The organism is Micromonospora sp. CPCC 205739 (assembly GCF_036906795.1).
Taxonomy (GTDB): Bacteria; Actinomycetota; Actinomycetes; order Mycobacteriales; family Micromonosporaceae; genus Micromonospora.
In genome coordinates, this window is sequence record NZ_JBAKHS010000001.1 from 551,283 (window position 1) to 568,075 (window position 16,793).

The 16,793-nt window shown below is 74.4% G+C and carries 15 protein-coding genes; 4 read left to right on the top strand and 11 right to left on the bottom strand.

What is annotated here, in order from left to right; genetic code table 11:
- Positions 1-187: 187 nt before the first annotated feature.
- The 8 genes from V6U88_RS02650 to V6U88_RS02685 all read right to left on the bottom strand — a co-directional run bounded on the left by V6U88_RS02650 (position 188) and on the right by V6U88_RS02685 (position 9,193).
- Complete coding sequence (locus tag V6U88_RS02650; protein ID WP_334449526.1) at positions 188-1,447, bottom strand: MFS transporter; 1,260 nt, start codon at positions 1,445-1,447, stop codon at positions 188-190.
- A gap of 138 nt (positions 1,448-1,585) precedes the next feature.
- A complete protein-coding gene (gene htpX / locus V6U88_RS02655; RefSeq protein WP_334449529.1) occupies positions 1,586-2,464 on the bottom strand; it encodes a zinc metalloprotease HtpX in 879 nt (292 codons plus the stop codon).
- A 324-nt stretch (positions 2,465-2,788) separates the two neighbouring features.
- A complete protein-coding gene (locus V6U88_RS02660; RefSeq protein ID WP_334449531.1) occupies positions 2,789-4,273 on the bottom strand; it encodes an NADH-quinone oxidoreductase subunit N in 1,485 nt (494 codons plus the stop codon).
- Between the two features lie 64 nt (positions 4,274-4,337).
- Complete coding sequence (locus V6U88_RS02665) at positions 4,338-5,840, bottom strand: complex I subunit 4 family protein (RefSeq protein WP_334449532.1); 1,503 nt, start codon at positions 5,838-5,840, stop codon at positions 4,338-4,340.
- Positions 5,837-7,774 (bottom strand): NADH-quinone oxidoreductase subunit 5 family protein, encoded by a 1,938-nt coding sequence (locus tag V6U88_RS02670; protein ID WP_334449887.1) that lies wholly within the window; start codon positions 7,772-7,774, stop codon positions 5,837-5,839. Before V6U88_RS02670 ends, V6U88_RS02665 begins: the two co-directional genes overlap by 4 nt.
- The gene (gene nuoK, locus V6U88_RS02675) at positions 7,765-8,091 is read right to left on the bottom strand and encodes an NADH-quinone oxidoreductase subunit NuoK (RefSeq protein ID WP_334449888.1); all 327 of its coding nucleotides are present in this window, start codon (positions 8,089-8,091) and stop codon (positions 7,765-7,767) included. The genes V6U88_RS02670 and nuoK overlap by 10 nt, the downstream gene beginning before the upstream one ends.
- Positions 8,088-8,609 (bottom strand): NADH-quinone oxidoreductase subunit J family protein, encoded by a 522-nt coding sequence (locus V6U88_RS02680; RefSeq protein ID WP_334449534.1) that lies wholly within the window; start codon positions 8,607-8,609, stop codon positions 8,088-8,090. Before V6U88_RS02680 ends, nuoK begins: the two co-directional genes overlap by 4 nt.
- Entirely contained in the window at positions 8,609-9,193 is a 585-nt protein-coding gene (locus V6U88_RS02685; protein ID WP_334449536.1) for a NuoI/complex I 23 kDa subunit family protein, read from the bottom strand. Before V6U88_RS02685 ends, V6U88_RS02680 begins: the two co-directional genes overlap by 1 nt.
- On the opposite strand from V6U88_RS02685, the gene V6U88_RS02690 reads away from it, so the two are divergent.
- Positions 9,192-9,425, top strand: coding sequence for a hypothetical protein (locus V6U88_RS02690; protein WP_334449538.1), 234 nt, complete (start codon positions 9,192-9,194; stop codon positions 9,423-9,425). The two genes, V6U88_RS02685 and V6U88_RS02690, sit on opposite strands and share 2 nt — an antisense overlap.
- 87 nt (positions 9,426-9,512) lie before the next feature.
- Complete coding sequence (locus V6U88_RS02695) at positions 9,513-12,032, top strand: MSCRAMM family protein (RefSeq protein ID WP_334449539.1); 2,520 nt, start codon at positions 9,513-9,515, stop codon at positions 12,030-12,032.
- 251 nt (positions 12,033-12,283) lie between these two features.
- Here the strand turns inward: V6U88_RS02695 and V6U88_RS02700 are convergent, their stop codons facing one another.
- Positions 12,284-12,691 (bottom strand): ester cyclase, encoded by a 408-nt coding sequence (locus V6U88_RS02700; RefSeq protein WP_334449540.1) that lies wholly within the window; start codon positions 12,689-12,691, stop codon positions 12,284-12,286.
- Positions 12,692-12,825: 134 nt separating this feature from the next.
- Between V6U88_RS02700 and V6U88_RS02705 the strand changes: the two genes are divergently transcribed.
- Positions 12,826-13,863: a glutathione S-transferase family protein gene (locus V6U88_RS02705; protein ID WP_442934553.1), complete on the top strand. Its 1,038-nt coding sequence runs from the start codon at positions 12,826-12,828 to the stop codon at positions 13,861-13,863.
- Between the two features lie 15 nt (positions 13,864-13,878).
- Here the strand turns inward: V6U88_RS02705 and nuoH are convergent, their stop codons facing one another.
- Positions 13,879-14,841 (bottom strand): NADH-quinone oxidoreductase subunit NuoH, encoded by a 963-nt coding sequence (nuoH, locus tag V6U88_RS02710; RefSeq protein ID WP_334449541.1) that lies wholly within the window; start codon positions 14,839-14,841, stop codon positions 13,879-13,881.
- A complete protein-coding gene (locus V6U88_RS02715) occupies positions 14,841-15,623 on the bottom strand; it encodes an NADH-quinone oxidoreductase subunit C (RefSeq protein WP_334449542.1) in 783 nt (260 codons plus the stop codon). The genes nuoH and V6U88_RS02715 overlap by 1 nt, the downstream gene beginning before the upstream one ends.
- Positions 15,624-15,730: 107 nt before the next feature.
- Between V6U88_RS02715 and V6U88_RS02720 the strand changes: the two genes are divergently transcribed.
- Entirely contained in the window at positions 15,731-16,777 is a 1,047-nt protein-coding gene (locus tag V6U88_RS02720; protein WP_334449545.1) for a glucose 1-dehydrogenase, read from the top strand.
- The last annotated feature ends 16 nt before the right edge of the window (positions 16,778-16,793 follow it).

Here is a 16,793-nt window from a genome sequence, read left to right on the forward strand (position 1 = left end):
AGGCCGCGAAGATCAACAGCAGCACCACGGTCAGGATCGCGCTGATCAGCAGGGAGCCGAGGCATCCCACCCGGTTCGAGAAGAAGAAGAACATGCGGACGCTGTACCCCGATCGACGGGATGCAGACCATCGCGGCCGTTCCCCGCAGGGAACGGCCGCGAAGACGTTTCCGGGTCGGGCGGCCGGTCAGACCAGGCTCGGCTGCTCGGCGCGTACCGCGGTCGCCTCGGCCCGGGCGATCGGCCCGGCGGGGAGCGCGGCCACCGCGGCCCCGACGGCGACGGCGGCCCCCGCGAAGAGGAACGCCCACGGCACGCCGCCGCCATGGTCGACGATCAGCCCGGCCACCGCGCCGCCGGCGGCGCTCGCCGCCACCGACATGGTCACCACCCAGGTGTACGCCTCGTTGAGCATGCCGCTCGGGGCGATCCGCCCGACCAGGGTGTTCTCCAGGGTGAGCGCCGGCGCGATGGTGGCTCCACCGACGACCAGCGCGACGCCCAGCGCCACCGGGGTGGGCATCACCGCGAAGACGGCGAAGCTGGCGGCCACCGCGCCGAGCAGCCAGGCGAACTGCCGGGTCATGTTCGCCGACGGCTTGCGTACGCCGAACCAGAAGCCCCCGGCGGCGCTGCCGACGCCCCAGACCGCGAGCAGGACGCCGGCGAGGCTCTCCGGGTCGCCGGTGGGCTGGTTGCCGGCGAAGGCCGGCACGATCACCCCGGCCGCGCCGAACGCGATGCCGAGGCTGGCGACGCAGACCAGCAGCGCGGGGAAGCCCCCCACCCGCAGCGGGCCGAGACCCTTGGCGTGGTGCTCGCGCGGGTGCGGCCGCCAGCCGCGCATGACCCGCCCGAGCGCCACCGCGGCGGTGCCGACCAGGGTCACCAGGGCGGCGCCGACCAGGGCGGTGGCGGCGTCGGCGACCAGCACGAAGCCGGCCACCAGCAGCGGGCCGAGCACGAAGACGACCTCGAAGAGCGAGGTCTCGGCGGCCAGCGCGGTGTTGCGCAGGTGGTACCGCCCGGAGTTGGGGCCGGTGAGGTCGTTCCAGGCGCCCCGGATCGCGGCGGTCAGCGGCGGGTACGTCGCACCGGCCACGCCGGCGGCCAGGTAGATCAGGCCGAGGCTGCCGGCCTCCGACCGGCTCGCCCAGAGCAGCCCGAACAGGGCGAACGGGTGGGCGACGGCGGTCGTCAGCAGCACCGGGGTGGGGCCGATCCGGTCGGCGATCCGGCCGGCCACGGGGCTGAGCGCGGCACCGGAGAGGGCGTAGACGCCCCCGGCGACCGCGGCGAGCGAGTATCGCCCGGTCACCTGCTCGACCACCAGCAGCAACGCCAGTGGCGTCATGCCGATCCCGAGCCGCCCGATGATGCCGAAGATCAGCAGCATCGGCGCGCCGGGGATCCGCCAGACGCCCAGGTACTGGCGCAGTGCGGCCACGGTCGACCTCCATCGGTGTAACGGGTGGGAGACGTTTCGACCCTAACGCCGGCCGCCTCGCCGGGGAAACGGGTTAGTGCCTTCCGACACGACTGCGCCCGCGTCCGGCGGGCCGGACGCGGGCGCAGGTGTCGTACGTCAGCGCTCGAACTGGACCGGGCCGCTGCTGGCGGCCAGCTGCTCCAGCCGGGCGACCCGCTCCTCCATCCGGGGGTGGGTGGAGAAGAGCGCGGCGATGCCGCCGCCCCGCTTGAACGGGTTGTCGATCATCAGGTGGGCGGTGCTGGTCAGCTGGCCCTGCGCGGGCAGCGGACGGGTCTGGGTACCCATGTGGATCTTCCGGAGGGCGCTGGCCAGCGCCAGCGGGTCCCGGGTGAGCTGGGCGCCGGAGGCGTCCGCCTGGAACTCCCGGCTCCGGCTGATCGCCAGCTGGATCACGGTGGCCGCGATCGGGCCGACGATCAGGGTGAGCAGCAGCACGGCCGGGTTCGGGGCGTCCTCGTCGTCGCCCCCGCCGAGCGGGATGAACCAGGCGATGTTGGCCAGCGCGGTGATGATGCCGGCCAGACCGGCCGCGACGCTGGAGATGAGGATGTCCCGGTTGTAGACGTGCGACAGCTCGTGCCCGATCACCCCGCGCAGCTCGCGGTAGTCCAGGATCTCGGTGATCCCCTGGGTGACGCAGACCGCCGCGTTGGCCGGGTTACGCCCGGTCGCGAACGCGTTGGGCTGCGAGGTCGGGCTGATGTAGAGCCGAGGCATCGGCTGCCGCGCCTCGGTGGCCAGCTCGCGGACCATCCGGTACAGCTCGGGGAATTCCGCCTCGCTGACCGGTTGCGCCCGCATCGAGCGCAGCGCCAGCTTGTCGGAGTAGAAGTAGCTCACGCCGTTCATCAGCAACGAGACGACGACGGCGATGACGAGGCCGGCGCTGCCGCCGAACCAGTAGCCGATCGCGAGGATCAGCGAGGTCAACAGGCCGAGCAGCGCTGCGGTCTTCAAACGGTTGTGATGCACGATCGCTCCTTCGGTGCGCGGGCCACGCGGGACCCGCTGACCGGTCCAACGTCACCGGTACCCGTCAACCATCCTGCTCATGACTGAGAGTTGGCTGGAGGTCGCTGAGGGCGTGCTGGCAGCGCCCCTGCAGGCCCGGTTTGCGGCGTGTGGGGGCTTCCCTCGACGGGGACACCCCGACACGCCGCAAAGCGGAGCGGCAGCGCTGGGCGCGAAGGGGTCAGCCCGGCCCGAAGGGGCCGGGCGGGCGCGACGGGGCAGGCGGGCACGAACAGGCCGGGCGGGGCCGTTCCGGCCCGACGGGCCGGAGTCGCGCCGAAGGGGTCAGCGGGCGGCGAGGTCGAGGACGAGCTGCGGGGCGAAGCCGACCACCACGGCGGCGGCGGTGGCGAGGCCCAGCGCCGCCGCGACCGTCCAGGCCGGTCGAGCAGCCGGGCGGTCGCCCGAGCCCGCCACCCGGCCGTCGCCGGCGTAGAGGGTGGCGGCGAGGCGCAGGTAGTAGGCGAGCCCGATCACGGCGTTGACCGCCACCACCAGGGCCAGCCAGCCCGCGCCGCCGGTCAGCAGCGACCGGACCACGGTGACCTTGGCGAAGAGCCCGGCCAGTCCCGGCGGCAGACCGGCCAGGCCGATCAGCGCCAGCGCGAGGGCCGCCGCCACCCACGGATGCCGGCGGGCCGCGCCGCGAAGGTCGTCGACCGTGCCGCCGTCCGCACCGGCGGGGCGCAGCGCCACCAGCGCCGCGAAGGCCGCCAGCTCCAGCAGGACGAAGAAGACCGCGTACGCGACCGCGGCGGCGTACGCGGCCGACCGGGCCTCGTCGGTGCGCCCGGCGGCCAGCGCCAACGCGCCCAGCGGGGCCAGGATGTAGCCGGCCTGGGCCACCGACGACCAGGCGAGCAGCCGGACCGTACGCCGCTGGCGCAGCGCCACCAGGTTGCCGACCGTCATGGTCGCCACGGCGAGCAGGGCGAGCACCGGGCCGGTCACGTCGGCCGGCAGCGCGCGCTGCACCACGGCGAGCAGGGCGACGACCCCGCCGAGCTTGGAGGCGGTGGAGAGGTACGCCGCCACCGGCAGCGGCGCGCCGTCGTAGGTGGCCGGCGCCCAGGCGTGGAAGGGCACCGCCGCGACCTTGAAGGCCAGCCCGAGCACCACCAGCGCGACGGCGGCGGTGGTCAGCGGCAGGTCGAGCAGCTCGGGGCGCTCGCCCAGGATCGTGCCGAGCCGGTCCAGGTGCAGCCCGCCGGTGGCCGCGTAGAGCAGCGCCGCGCCGAGCAGGGTCAGGGTGGTCGCGACCACGCTGACCACGAAGAAGGTGACCGCCGCCTCGGCGCTGGCCAGGCTGCCCCGGCGCAACCCGACCAGCACGTACAGCGGGAGGGTGAGCGTCTCCAGCGCGACGATCAGGGTGATCAGGTCGCCGGCGGCACCGAGCACCACGCCGCCGGTCATCGAGCAGGCGAGCAGGAAGCAGTACTCCCCCGGCGGCGTCGGCCCGTCTCGCAGCAGCGGCCCGGAGAGCCCCAGCACCCCGAGGGTGAGCAGGGCGAAGACGGCGGCCACCAGGGCCGCCCGGCCGTCCAGGACCCAGGAGCAGTCGGCGCCGACGCAGAACGTCCGCCGGGTCTGCCCCGCGCCGACCAGCGCCGCGCCGACGGCGGTGGCGACGGCGCCCGCCGCGGCCACGGCGACCGTCGCGCCGCGCCGGGCCACCAGCAGGTCGGCCAGGAGCACCAGTACGGCGGTGCCGGCGGCCAGGTACGCCGGCAGCAGCGCCACGTTGTCCACGCTCTGCACGAGACTCATGCCGACCCCTCCCGCCGCCCGCTGACCGGGTCACCGCCGACCGTGAGCGGCACGGTCCCCGCGTTCACCGGAGCACTCCGACCAGGGCGTCCACCGGACCGTTGGCGAGGCCGAGCACGAGGGTGGGCGCCAGCCCGACCGCGAGGGCGAGCAGCACCAGCGGCGCCCAGGCGGTCAGCTCCGCCCCGGCCAGCCCGGGCGTGAGCCGGCCCACCGCCGGGCTGGGCCGCCCGTGGGTGACCTGCCGCAGCAGCCGCAGGAAGTACGCGGCGGTGAGCGCCCCGCCGACCGCGGCCAGCACGGCCAGGGTGGTCCAGAACGGCCCGCCCCGCTGGACGGCGGCGAACACGGCGAACGCCTCGCCCCAGAAGCCGGCCAGCCCGGGCAGGCCGAGCGAGGCGACCGCGGCGAAGCCGAGCAGCCCGGCGAGCCGGGGCGCGGTCTCCCGCAGCCCGGACAGCTCGGCGAGCGCGCCGGTGTGCGTACGGTCCTTGACCGCCCCGGCGAGGAAGAAGAGCAGACCGGTGATCACCCCGTGCGCGATGTTGCCGATCAGGGCCGCCTGGATGCCGGTGGCGGTCAGCGTGGCCACCCCGAGCAGCACGAAGCCCATGTGCCCGACGCTGGAGTACGCGATCAGCCGCTTCAGCTCGTCCTGCGCGAGGCAGACCAGCGACCCGATCAGGATGGCCGCGACGGCGAGCACGCCGAGCACCGGGGCGGCCCAGCGGGCCCCCTCGGGAGCGACCCCGACCGCGACCCGGATCAGGCCGTACGTACCCATCTTGAGCAGCACCCCGGCGAGGATCACGCTGCCGACGGTGGGTGCCTGGGTGTGCGCGTCGGGCAGCCAGGAGTGCAGCGGCCAGAGCGGGGCCTTCACCGCGAAGGCGAGCCCCAGCAGGGTGAACGCGGCCAGCTGGGTACCCCGGGACAGCCCGGCCCCGCCGGTGAGCGCGACGATGTCGGCGGTGCCCGCGGCGGCCACCACCACGTAGACGCCGACCAGCAGCAGCACCGAGCCGAAGAGCGTGTAGAGGGCGAACTTCCGCGCCGCCCGGCGCCGGTCCGCGCCGCCCCAGCCCGCGATGATCGCGTACATGGGGAGCAGGACGACCTCGAAGAACGCGAAGAAGAGCACCAGGTCCAGGGCGAGGAAGGTGCCGAGGATGCCCACCTCGACCACCAGCAGCAGCGCCACCAGCGCCCGCCCGCTCCCGCCCTCCGGCACCCGCCAGAGGGTGTAACCGCAGCAGAGCAGGGTGAGCAGGGCGGTCAGCGCCACCAGCGGCCAGGAGATCCCGTCCACGCCGAGATGGAAGCGCAGGTCCAGGCCGGGCACCCAGGGCAGGTCGAGGCGGTGCCAGGGCTGCACGGCCGGTGCCGATCCGTAGCCGAACCAGCCGTGGTCGCCGAGCACCAGCAGCACCGCGCCCACCAGGGTCAGCGCGGCCACCGCCGTGCCGACCAGCCGGGCCGCCCGGTCCCGGGGCGTCGCGGCCACCAGGACCGCGCCGACCGCCGGCAGGGCCAGCACCGCGACCAGCAGGAACTCTCCGAAGCTCATGGCTGCCCTCCGAGCAGGACGGCGGCGACCCCGATCAGCAGCGCGCCGGCGAGCACCGCCGCCGCCGCGCGGGGCAGCGCCGCCCGGTGCAGCGCGGCCAGGCCGCCGCCGAGGCCGGACGCACCCCGGCCGCTCCCCTCCACCAGGCCGTCCACCACCACCTCGTCACCGGTACGCGCAACGCGGGCGAGCGCCCTCGCCGGGCGTACGACCAGGGCGTGCTGGACGTCGTCGAGCCGGAACGCCCGGGCGAAGACCGGCCGCAGCGGACCGAGCGCGCGGGCCGGGTCGGCGGCGGGGTCCCGGCGCCAGCCGGCCCAGGCCAGCCCGGCCCCGACCAGCAGCAGCACGGTCGGCAGGAGCAGCGCCGGCCCGACGTGGACCAGCAGCGCCTCGCCCGGCGCCAGCGTCGGCACGGTCGGGACGAGCAGCCGGTCCGCGAACGTCTGCACGAAGCCGACCAGCCCGAGCAGCGCGGCGGGGATCGTCAGCAGCAGCACCGGCCAGCGCATCGCGGCCGGCGGATCGTGCGGGTGCAGCAGCGGCATCCGGGCCTCGCCGAGGAAGGTGCGCAGCAGCAGGCGGGTGGCGTACCAGGCGGTGACCACCACGCCGAGCAGCCCGGTCAGCCAGACCAGCCAGCCGACCCAGGTCGGCGCGGGACCGGTGCCGTCCAGCGCGGCGGCCTCGGCGACGGCGAGCACGCCGTCCTTGCTCCAGAACCCGGAGAGCGGCGGCACCCCGGCCAGCGCGCCGAGACCGATCAGCATGCACCAGAAGGTCACCGGCATGTCCCGGCGCAGGCCGCCCATCCGGGACATCAGCGTGGTGCCCACGGCGTGGATCACCGCGCCGGCGGCGAGGAAGAGCAGCGCCTTGAAGGCCGCGTGGGTGAGCAGGTGGAACAGGGCGGCGGCCGGCGCGCCGACGGCGAGCGCACCGGTCATGTAGCCGATCTGGGAGACCGTCGACCAGGCGAGCACCCGCTTGAGGTCGTCCTGCGCGGTCGCCGCGAGGGCGCCGAGCAGCAGGGTGATCGAAGCCATCACCCCGAGCACGGCCAGCGCGGTCGGGGTGGCCTCGAAGAGCGGGAAGAGCCGGGCGACCGCGTACACGCCGGCGGCGACCATGGTCGCGGCGTGGATCAGCGCGGAGATCGGGGTCGGGCCGGCCATCGCGTCCGGCAACCAGGTGTGCAGCGGGAACTGGGCGCTCTTGCCGGCCACCCCGGCGAGCAGCAGCAGACAGGCGGCGGTGAGGGTGCCGGTGGCGTGGTCGTGGGCGAGCACGTCGGCGATCCGGAAGCTGCCCGCCGAGACGCCGAGCAGCGCGATGCCGAGCAGGAAGCCGACGTCACCCACCCGGGTGACCAGGAACGCCTTCATCGCGGCGGCCGGCGCCTCGGGCAGCCGCCGGTCGTGGGCGATCAGCAGGTAGGAGCAGAGGCCCATCACCTCCCAGCCGACCAGGAGCATGACCAGGTCACCGGCGACCACCACCAGCAGCATCGCCGCGGTGAAGAGGCTGATCTGGGCCGCGTAGGGCGGATAGCGGTGGTCGACCTCGACGTCGTCGTGCGGGCCCCGCTTCAAATAGGCGGTGGAGTAGACCTGCACGGCCAGGGCCACCGCCGCCACGGCCACCGCGACCAGGGCCGCGGTGCCGTCCAGCCGGACGCCGAGGGTGACCCGCAGGCCGCCCAGGTCGATCCAGGTGGCGGAGGTCTCGACCGGGTCGCCGACCCGGGCCAGCAGGAGCAGCGCGATCAGCAGCGCCCCGGCCGCGCCGGCCACCCCGAGGCCGATCGCGACCCGCCGGGCCCGGTCCTCCCCGGTGGTCGCGCCGCGCGGCGACGGTGGCAGCAGCAGGCCGGTCAGGCCCGCCACCAGGGGTACGGCCGGCAGCGCGGCCCCGAGCAGCCCGGTCACCGCGATACCTCCGTCGGGGCCTCGGCGAGCGGCACCTCGTCCACCGCCACGCTGGCCCGCAGCCGGTAGAGCTGGAGCACGATGGCCAGCCCGACGCCGATCTCGGCGGCGGCCAGCACGATCACGAAGAGCGCGAAGACCTGCCCGCCGTGCGGCAGCGCGGCCTTCGCCGTGGTGTCGGCGGTGACCAGGATCAGGTTGACCGCGTTGAGCATCAGCTCGACCGCCATCAGCACCAGCACCGCGTTGCGGCGGCGCAGCACGCCGTAGACGCCGAGGCCGAACAGCAGCGCGGCGGTGACGTACGGGATGACCGGCCTCACCGGCGACCACCCTCGTCGGGGCGGCGGCCGATGTCGGGGCGGGAGAGCACGATCGCGCCGACCAGGGCGGCCAGCAGCAGCACCGAGAGCACCTCGAACGGCAGCACCCAGGTGCGGAAGACCTGCTCCCCCAGGCGCTCGGCGGTGCCCGCCGCCGGCAGCTCGACCCGCGACCAGCGGAACGCGTCGACCAGCAGCACGGCCAGGCCCAGGCCCGCGCCCCCGCCGATCAGGGCGGCCGGCCAACCGGGCCGGTCCAGGTCGTCGGAGGCGCCGATCGGGGCGCGGGTCAGCATCACCGCGAACAGCAGCAGCACCACCACCGCGCCGACGTAGATCAGCACCTGCACCCAGGCCACCAGCTCGGCGGTGAGCACCAGGTAGTCCCCGGCCAGCGCGCCGAGGCAGAGCACCAGGTAGAGGCCGGCCCGGACGAGGTGCTTCGTGCCCACCACCAGCGCGCCCGCCCCGACCGCCACCGCGCCGAGGGCGAGCAGCAGCACATCCGCGCCGGTCATCAGGGCGTACCCCCGTCGGCGGTGGGCTCGGGGCGTACCACGGTGGGGCGGGCGGCGGAGCTGGTCGGGGCCGCGGCCTTGCGCGCGGCGGTGGACTCCTCCTTGGCCGGCTCGCCGTTGTGGTCGTGCGCGGGCGGCGGCGGAACCGTCGCCATCCACTGGCCGAGGTGGTCCTTGTCGTGCAGCAGGTCCTTGATGTCGTATTCGGCGTACTCGAACTCGGGCGACCAGTAGAGCGCGTCGAACGGGCAGACCTCGACGCAGATGCCGCAGTACATGCAGAGCGAGAAGTCGATGTCGAACTTGTCGAGCACGTTGCGCTGGCGGGGGCGGGCGGCGCCGGCCACCGCCACCTCCTCCTTGTGGGAGTCGATGTAGATGCACCAGTCCGGGCACTCCCGGGCGCAGAGCATGCAGACCGTGCAGTTCTCGGCCAGCAACGCGATCACGCCCCGGGAGCGGGGCGGCAGCTCGGGGGCCACGTCCGGGTACTGCTGGGTGGTCGACCGGCGGGTCATCGTCTTCAGCGTGACCGCCAGCCCCTTCACCAGCCCTTCGCCGGGAATGCCGCTGCGCTCGCTCATGACGCTCATCCTGCCCTGTGCCCCCGGCGCGCGCGAGCGCCACCCGGCTGTTGGCGGCGGTACCGTGACGCTGGGGAGAACGACGCACCGGGAAGGACCCGTCGATGACCGCCGCGCTGCACGACGACTGCGGGTCTACGTCGAGCAGGCCCGGATGACCGACGGCATCCTGCTGCCCGAGCCGTGGGAGATCGACGTGCCCCTGGCCCGGATCACCCCCCGCCGCGGGTGACCTGACCCCCGGGACCGGCGCAGGCGGCTGGGGACTTAGCTGATCATCTATGCTGCTCCGGCCGACGAACGAGGGGACCACGGCCGGATGAAGAAGACCACCACCCGGGTGATCGCGGCGGTGGCCGCGCTCGCCGCCGTGCTTTTCGGCACAACGGCCGCCCAGGCCGAGCCCGGCGCCACGATCACCGGAACGGTGACCGACCGGGCGACCGGTGCGCCGCTCGCCGGCGCCTGCGTCTCGCTGATGTCGACGGCGGAGCGGGCGCTGACGACGCGCTGCACCGACGCCGCCGGCACCTACACCTTCACCGGAGTCACCGGCCAGTCCTTCTGGGGCGTGCACCTCCGGGCCCGGGCGACCGGCCGGCCCGACGTCTGGTGGCCGAGCGCCCCGGACTACCTCAACGGCGAGCCGCTGCACGTCGATCCGGGCACGACCGGCCGGGCCGACTTCAGCATGGTCACCGAGGTGGGCGGCTTCCAGGGCCGGATCACCCACCCGGACGGCAGCCCCGCGTACGCCAGTGCGGTGACCGCCGTCGCCGTCGACGGTGACTGGCGGGCCCGGGCCATGACCGACAACGAGGGCCGGTACCGGCTGGTCAACCTGCCGGTCGGCGCGTACCGGCTGGGCGTGGGGCCGGAGGGCTGGGTCCCCCAGCAGTGGGTGCCGGGCAAGGCGAGCCAGGGCGACGGGACCGTCTTCACGGTCACCGCCGGCAGCACCACCACGGTCGACGAGCGGTACGTCTCGGTCGCGCCGCCGACGAGCATCGGCAACGGCACGATCACCGGCCTGGTCACGGCGCGGGCCACCGGGGAGCCGGTCGCCGGCGCCTGCGTGACCGCCGTCAACGCCGACCTCGGCGGCGAGGTCGGCCGGTCGTGCACCGACGCGACCGGCCGCTACCGGATCGAGCGCCTCTGGTACCAGTACCGCTACCGGCTGCGGGTGCAGGCGACGGGCTTCCCGGAGCAGTGGGCCAGGGACGCCAACGACTTCGACAACGCGGCCCTCTACGCGGTCTCCGGGGAGGAGGTCACCACGGTCGACGTGGCCCTGCGGGTCGGTGGCGGCACCATCCGCGGCCGGGTCACGCCGGAGGAGGGAGGCACCATGCCCTGGTCGCTGTCCGTGGCGGCCAAGGCGGTCGACGACTCCTGGCGGGGCAGCGTGATGGCCGTCGACGGCGAGTACCAGCTCGACCGGGTGCCGGCCGGTGACTACCGGGTCTACTTCTACGCCGCCGGCCGGACCCGCCAGTTCCACCCGGGCGTGGCCACCGCGGAGGAGGCGGCCATCGTCCACGTCGCCGAGGGCGGGACGACCGTCGTCGACGAGCGGCTGGTGCCCGCCGGCTCGGTGGAGATCGACCTGATCGACCAGAGCACCCGCGCCCCGGTCAGTGGCTGCGTGGAACTGGTCGAGTCGGTCGAGAAGGCCTGCACCCCGAGCGGCTCCAACCGGGTCACCTTCCCGGTGGTCTGGGCCACCACCCAGCGGACGGAGACCGCCCGGGTGACGCCCGGCGCGGGGTACTGGCAGCGCTCGGTGGGCAACATTCGGGTGACGTCAGGCAAGATCACCCGGCTCACGGTCGAGATGGAGCCGGCGGCCACGGTGAAGACCAGCGTGGTCGACGGCGCGGGCAACAAGGTCGCCGGGGTCTGCGTCAAGCCCGTCTCCGGCCACTCGGTCCCGACCACCCCGCTCCGGCAGGAGAACCAGGAGCGCCGGTACTGCTCGGACGCCTCGGGCACGGTGACCCTCGGCCCGCTGCCCGCCGGTCCGACGCAGCTCTTCGTGCAGTCGACGAAGCCGTGGGGCGCCCAGTGGTACGCCACCACCGGCGGCACCGGCGACCGGCGCACCGCGAGCGTCCTCAACCTCGCCGCCGGCACGGTGACGAGCACCGCACCGATCCGCCTCGACCGGGCCGGCTCGATCACCGGCACCGTCCAGGGCGCGGACGGCAAGTTCGTCGAGGGCTGCGTGCAGGCCGGCGCCGACCAGCCGGATCTGCCCGGCGGAGCGGCCAAGGGGTGCACGGTGTTCACCACCCCGTACGAGGGCCGGTTCACCATCAGCGGGCTCGGCCCGTACCGGTGGCCGTTGCAGTACACCGGGCAGTGGATCGGCGACGACTCGCCCTTCGCGCTGGCCTGGTCCGGCAACGCCACCAACCGGTACCTCGCCACCCCGGTGCAGGTGAAGGCGGACGCGACGGTGACCGCCCCGCCGGTCACGCTGCCCTACGACTGCACGATCCGGCAGTTCGACGTGGGCGCCGGCGCGGGCACGAGCTGGTCGGTCGAGGCGTACCACCCGAGCACCGGAGACCTGGTGGCGGTCTACCACCGGGCGTACGACGAGGCGATGGTCGGCCTGCCGGCCGGTCCGCTGCTGCTGCGCTACCTGCCGGGCAGCGGCAAGCCGTGCTGGTACGTGGCCGGCGGCGCGACCGGGGGCGCCGGGAGCACTCCCCGGCCGACCGTGGTGACCCTCGCCCCGCAGCAGGTGATCGACAGCATCCGCCTGGTGCCGGGGAGCACGTGCCTGGCCGTCCCGGTCGCGACCCGGGAGGGCCCCTCCAAGCCGGGCTGAGCCCCGGCGCGTCCGCGGCCCGTGCCGGCAGTCCCCCGCGAAGGGCGCCGACGCGGGCCGCGGCCCTTCCCACCGCCGTGCCGTGGACGGACCGCGCGCCGGCCCGGTGCCGGAGGCGGATGCCGGTACGAGCGTGATACCTCAGAGTCATTTTGATGCCTCTGAGGTATCACGCTCATCCGCCCGCGCGTCCCCGGCGAGGTGACCGTCGGTGACGGAGCCGGACGAGCCGAGCCGCAGGGAAATCCAGGTCAGGCCGGCGGCAGCATCTCCACGCCGAGCTGCTGGAGGAGCTGGAACAGCTCGTTGACGCTCCACACGTCGACGATCCGCCCCTGGCCGTCGAAGCGCAGGAAGGTCGCTCCCGTGTAGCTGACCACCTGCCCGGTCGGCGGCACCGGGCCGAACTGCCCGGCCTGGGTGCCGGCCGCCCGCCAGCGCACCGCCACCCGGTCACCGGCGGCGACCACGTCCACGATCTTGTAGCGGAGGTCGGGGAAGGCCGCTCGGCGGTCCCGATGCCAGGCCAGGGTCGCCTCCGGCCCGGCCCCGCCGAGCCCCGGGCACTCCGCCCCGACCAGCTCGTACGCGGACTCCTCGCGCCCGGCGTTCCACACGTCGGCGACGAAGCGCCGCGCCACCGCCTCCAGATCGGTCATCCGGGCAGCCTAGCCACCCGCCGCCGGGACCCAGACGCCACACGTGCGGCCCCGACAACGGCGGTCACCGGGTCGGGACGCGGGAGATCGGCAAAGATGGGAACGGACACGACGGACGGATTCCAGGGGGCGACGTGGGCGAGACGACAGGCGCAACGACCGGAGGCAAGTACGTCGAGCCGGGCGGTGAGTTCACCCGGGACCAGCGCTACATCGCCACCCGGATCACCGCCGACGGGCGGGACGGCTACCCGGTCGAGCCGGGGCGGTACCGGCTGGCGGTCAGCCGCGCCTGCCCCTGGGCGAACCGGCTGATCATCGTACGGCGGCTGCTCGGGCTGGAGGACGCCATCTCGATGGCGGTGGCCGGGCCGACCCACGACGCCCGGAGCTGGACGTTCGACCTGGACCCGGGCGGGCGTGACCCGGTGCTCGGCATCGAGCGCCTCCAGGAGGCGTACTTCGCCCGGTTCCCCGGCTACGAGCGGGGCATCACCGTGCCGGCGATCGTCGACGTGCCGACCGGGCAGGTGGTCACCAACAACTTCGGGCAGATGAGCCTGGACCTGTCCACCGAGTGGACGGCCTACCACCGCGAGGGCGCGCCGCAGCTCTACCCGGAGCGGCTGCGCGACGAGATCGACGAGATGAGCGCGGTGCTGTTCCGGGACGTCAACAACGGCGTCTACCGGTGCGGCTTCGCCGGCAGTCAGGAGGCGTACGAGAAGGCGTACCACCAGCTCTTCGACCGGCTGGACTGGTTGACCGAGCGGTTGGCGGGGCAGCGCTACCTGGTCGGCGACACCATCACCGAGGCGGACATCCGGCTCTTCACCACCCTGACCCGCTTCGACCCGGTCTACCACGGCCACTTCAAGTGCAACCGCAGCAAGCTGACCGAGATGCCGGTGCTCTGGGCGTACGCGCGGGACCTGTTCCAGACCCCGGGCTTCGGCGACACGGTCGACTTCGACCACATCAAGCGGCACTACTACGAGGTGCACCGGGACATCAACCCGACCGGCGTGGTGCCGCTCGGCCCCGACCTGTCCAACTGGCTGACCCCGCACGGCCGGGAGGAGCTCGGCGGGCGGCCCTTCGGCGACGGCACTCCCCCGCCGCCCCCGCCGGCCGACGAGCGGGTCGACCCCGCCCACACCCCGCTGCGCTGAGGCCGGGGCGGCCGGTCAGAGGGCGAGGCGGACGGCGGCGGTGAGGACCAGCTGGGCCAGGGAGAGCGGCACCAGCACCAGCCAGCAGAGGCGTTGCAGCTGGTCCTCGCGCAGCCGCGGGTACGACACCCGCAGCCAGATGATCACGAAGGAGACCGCGAAGACCTTCAGCAGCGTCCAGAGCCAGCCGAGCTGACCGTCGGCGAACGGGCCCTGCCAGCCGCCGAGGAAGAGCACGGTGGTCAGCGCGGCGATCACCACGATGCCGACGTACTCGGCGAGCAGGAAGAAGGCGAAGCGCAGGCCGGTGTACTCGGTCATGTAGCCGAAGACCAGCTCGGAATCGGCGATCGGCATGTCGAACGGGGGGCGCCGGATCTCGGCCAGCCCGGCGACGAAGAAGACGAACATCGCGGGGGCCTGCCAGAGCAGCCACCAGGGCTGCCACGCCTCGACGATGCCGGAGAGGCTCAGCGTGCCCGCCGCCATCGCCACCGAGGCGGCGGCGAGCACCAGCGGCAGCTCGTAGCCGAGCAGCTGCGCCGCCCCGCGCAGGCCGCCGAGCAGGCTGTACTTGTTGGCCGAGGCCCAGGCCGACATCAGCACCGCGACCACGCCGACGCCGACCACGGCGAGGACGAAGAAGAGGCCGATGTCCAGCGGCTGCCCGACCAGGTCGTCCGGGCCCAGCGGGATGACCAGCAGGACCAGCAGGTAGGGCACCAGGGCCACCACCGGCGCGAGCCGGAACACCGCCCGGTCCGCCTCGCGGGGGGTGACGTCCTCCTTCTGCACGAACTTCACCCCGTCGGCGACCAGCTGCGCCCAGCCGTGGAAGCCACCGGCGTACATCGGGCCGAGCCGGCCCTGCATGTGCGCCATCACCTTGTGCTCGGCCTGGCCGACCAGCAGCGGCAGGGTGAGGAACGCGACCAGCACGCCGCCGACCCGGATCACCAGCTCCAACCAGGTCGGCATCAGGCCGTCCCTTCCTCGTCGCGCGGCGCCGGGCCGTCGCCGGTGGCGGGCTCCGCGGCCGGTGCCGGGCCGTCGCCGGGCGCCGCGGTCCTCGGGGTACGCGCCGGACGGGCGCCCGGAGCCGGCCGGGCGGGCCGCTCCCGGGCCGGGCGGGCCGGGGTGCCGCCGCGCGGCCCCTCGCCCACGCCGGCCGCCCCGGCGGGCGTCGGCGTGGTGCCCCACTCCCCCGGCGCGGGTACGCCCGGCGGCCGGATGGGGCGGCGACCGCCACCGGCCTCCGACTCGCCCGGCTCCTTCGCGCCCGGCCAGGGTTTGGCGACCCGGGAGGCGAGCACGAACTCCTTGCGCAGCGGGTGTCCCTCGAACTCCGGGGGCAGCAGCAGCGGGGCCAGCCCGGGGTGACCGGCGAAGTCGATGCCGAACATCTCGTGGGTCTCCCGCTCGTGCCAGGCCGCGCCGGGCCAGAGGTCGACCACCGAGGGCACGGTCGGCGAGTCGCGGGGCACCCGGGTGCGCAGCAGCACCCCGTGCCGGCGGGTGGTCGACCAGAGGTGCACCACCACGTCGAACCCGGCGGCCAGCTCGTCCACGGCGGAGAGCCAGTCGAAGAAGTCGCAGGCCAGCTCGGCGTCGTCGCGCGCCGCGCGCAACGCGTCGACCCAGCCCGCGACGGGTACGTCGACGGTGGCCCGGGCGTGGGACTGGCCGCCGGAGACCGACGCGGTGGCCTCGACCGGCGCGAGCAGCGCGACCACCCGCTGGCCGACCTCTTCCGGAGTCATGCCGCTGATCCTAGGGCCGCCGGCCCGCGGCCGTGTCGGGCCGCCCGGCGCGGGCATCTGGCCGCTTTGCCCGGCGGGTGGTCGCCGGAGGGGGAAAGATGGTCACCGTGCGCGCTGTCATTGTGACTCCCGGGGTGCCCGACTCGCTGCAACTGGTGGACGACTGGCCCGAGCCGTCGCCCGAGGAGGGCGCGATCCTGGTCGAGGCGATGGCGCTCGGCATCTGCGGCACCGACCTGGAGATCGTCGCGGGCGAGTACGGGGAGGCGCCGCCCGGGCAGGAGCGGCTGGTGCTCGGGCACGAGGCGCTGGGCCGGGTGCTGGAGGACCCGACCGGCACCCTGCAACCGGGCGACCTGGTGGCGGGCGTGGTCCGGCGCCCCGACCCGGTGCCCTGCCCGAACTGTGCGGTCGACGAGTGGGACATGTGCCGCAACGGGCGCTACACCGAACACGGGATCAAGGGCCTGCCCGGCTTCGCCCGGGACCGGTGGCGGATCCAACCGAAGTTCGCCGTCGGCCTGGACCCGTCCCTCGCGCCGGTCGGCATGCTGCTGGAGCCGACCAGCGTGGTGGCGAAGGCCTGGGACCACATCGAGCGGATCGGCGCCCGCGCCGAGTGGAAGCCGCAGACCGCACTGATCACCGGTGCCGGGCCGATCGGCCTGCTGGCCGCGCTGCTGGCCATGCAACGTGGGCTGTCGGTGCACGTGCTCGACCGGAACAAGACCGGCCCGAAGCCGGAGCTGGTCCGGGCGCTCGGCGCGACGTACCACACGGAGCCGGTGGCCGAGCTGGACCTGGTGCCGGACGTGGTGGTCGAGTGCACCGGCGCGCCGCCGGTGGTGCTGGACGCGATGTGCAAGGTCGGGCCGATCGGCGTGGTCTGCCTGACCGGCGTCTCCAGCGGCGGCCGGACCATCGACTTCGACGCCGGCGCGCTCAACCGGGAACTGGTGCTGGAGAACAACGTCGTCTTCGGTTCGGTCAACGCCAACCGGCGGCACTGGGACCTGGCCGCCGAGGCGCTCGCCCGGGCCGACCAGTCCTGGCTGAGCTCGCTGATCACCCGCCGGCTGCCGGTGTCGGCGTACACCGAGGCGTACACCCACGCCGGCGGGGACATCAAGACGGTGCTGGACTTCACCGCCTGAGCCGACGGCCCGTGGC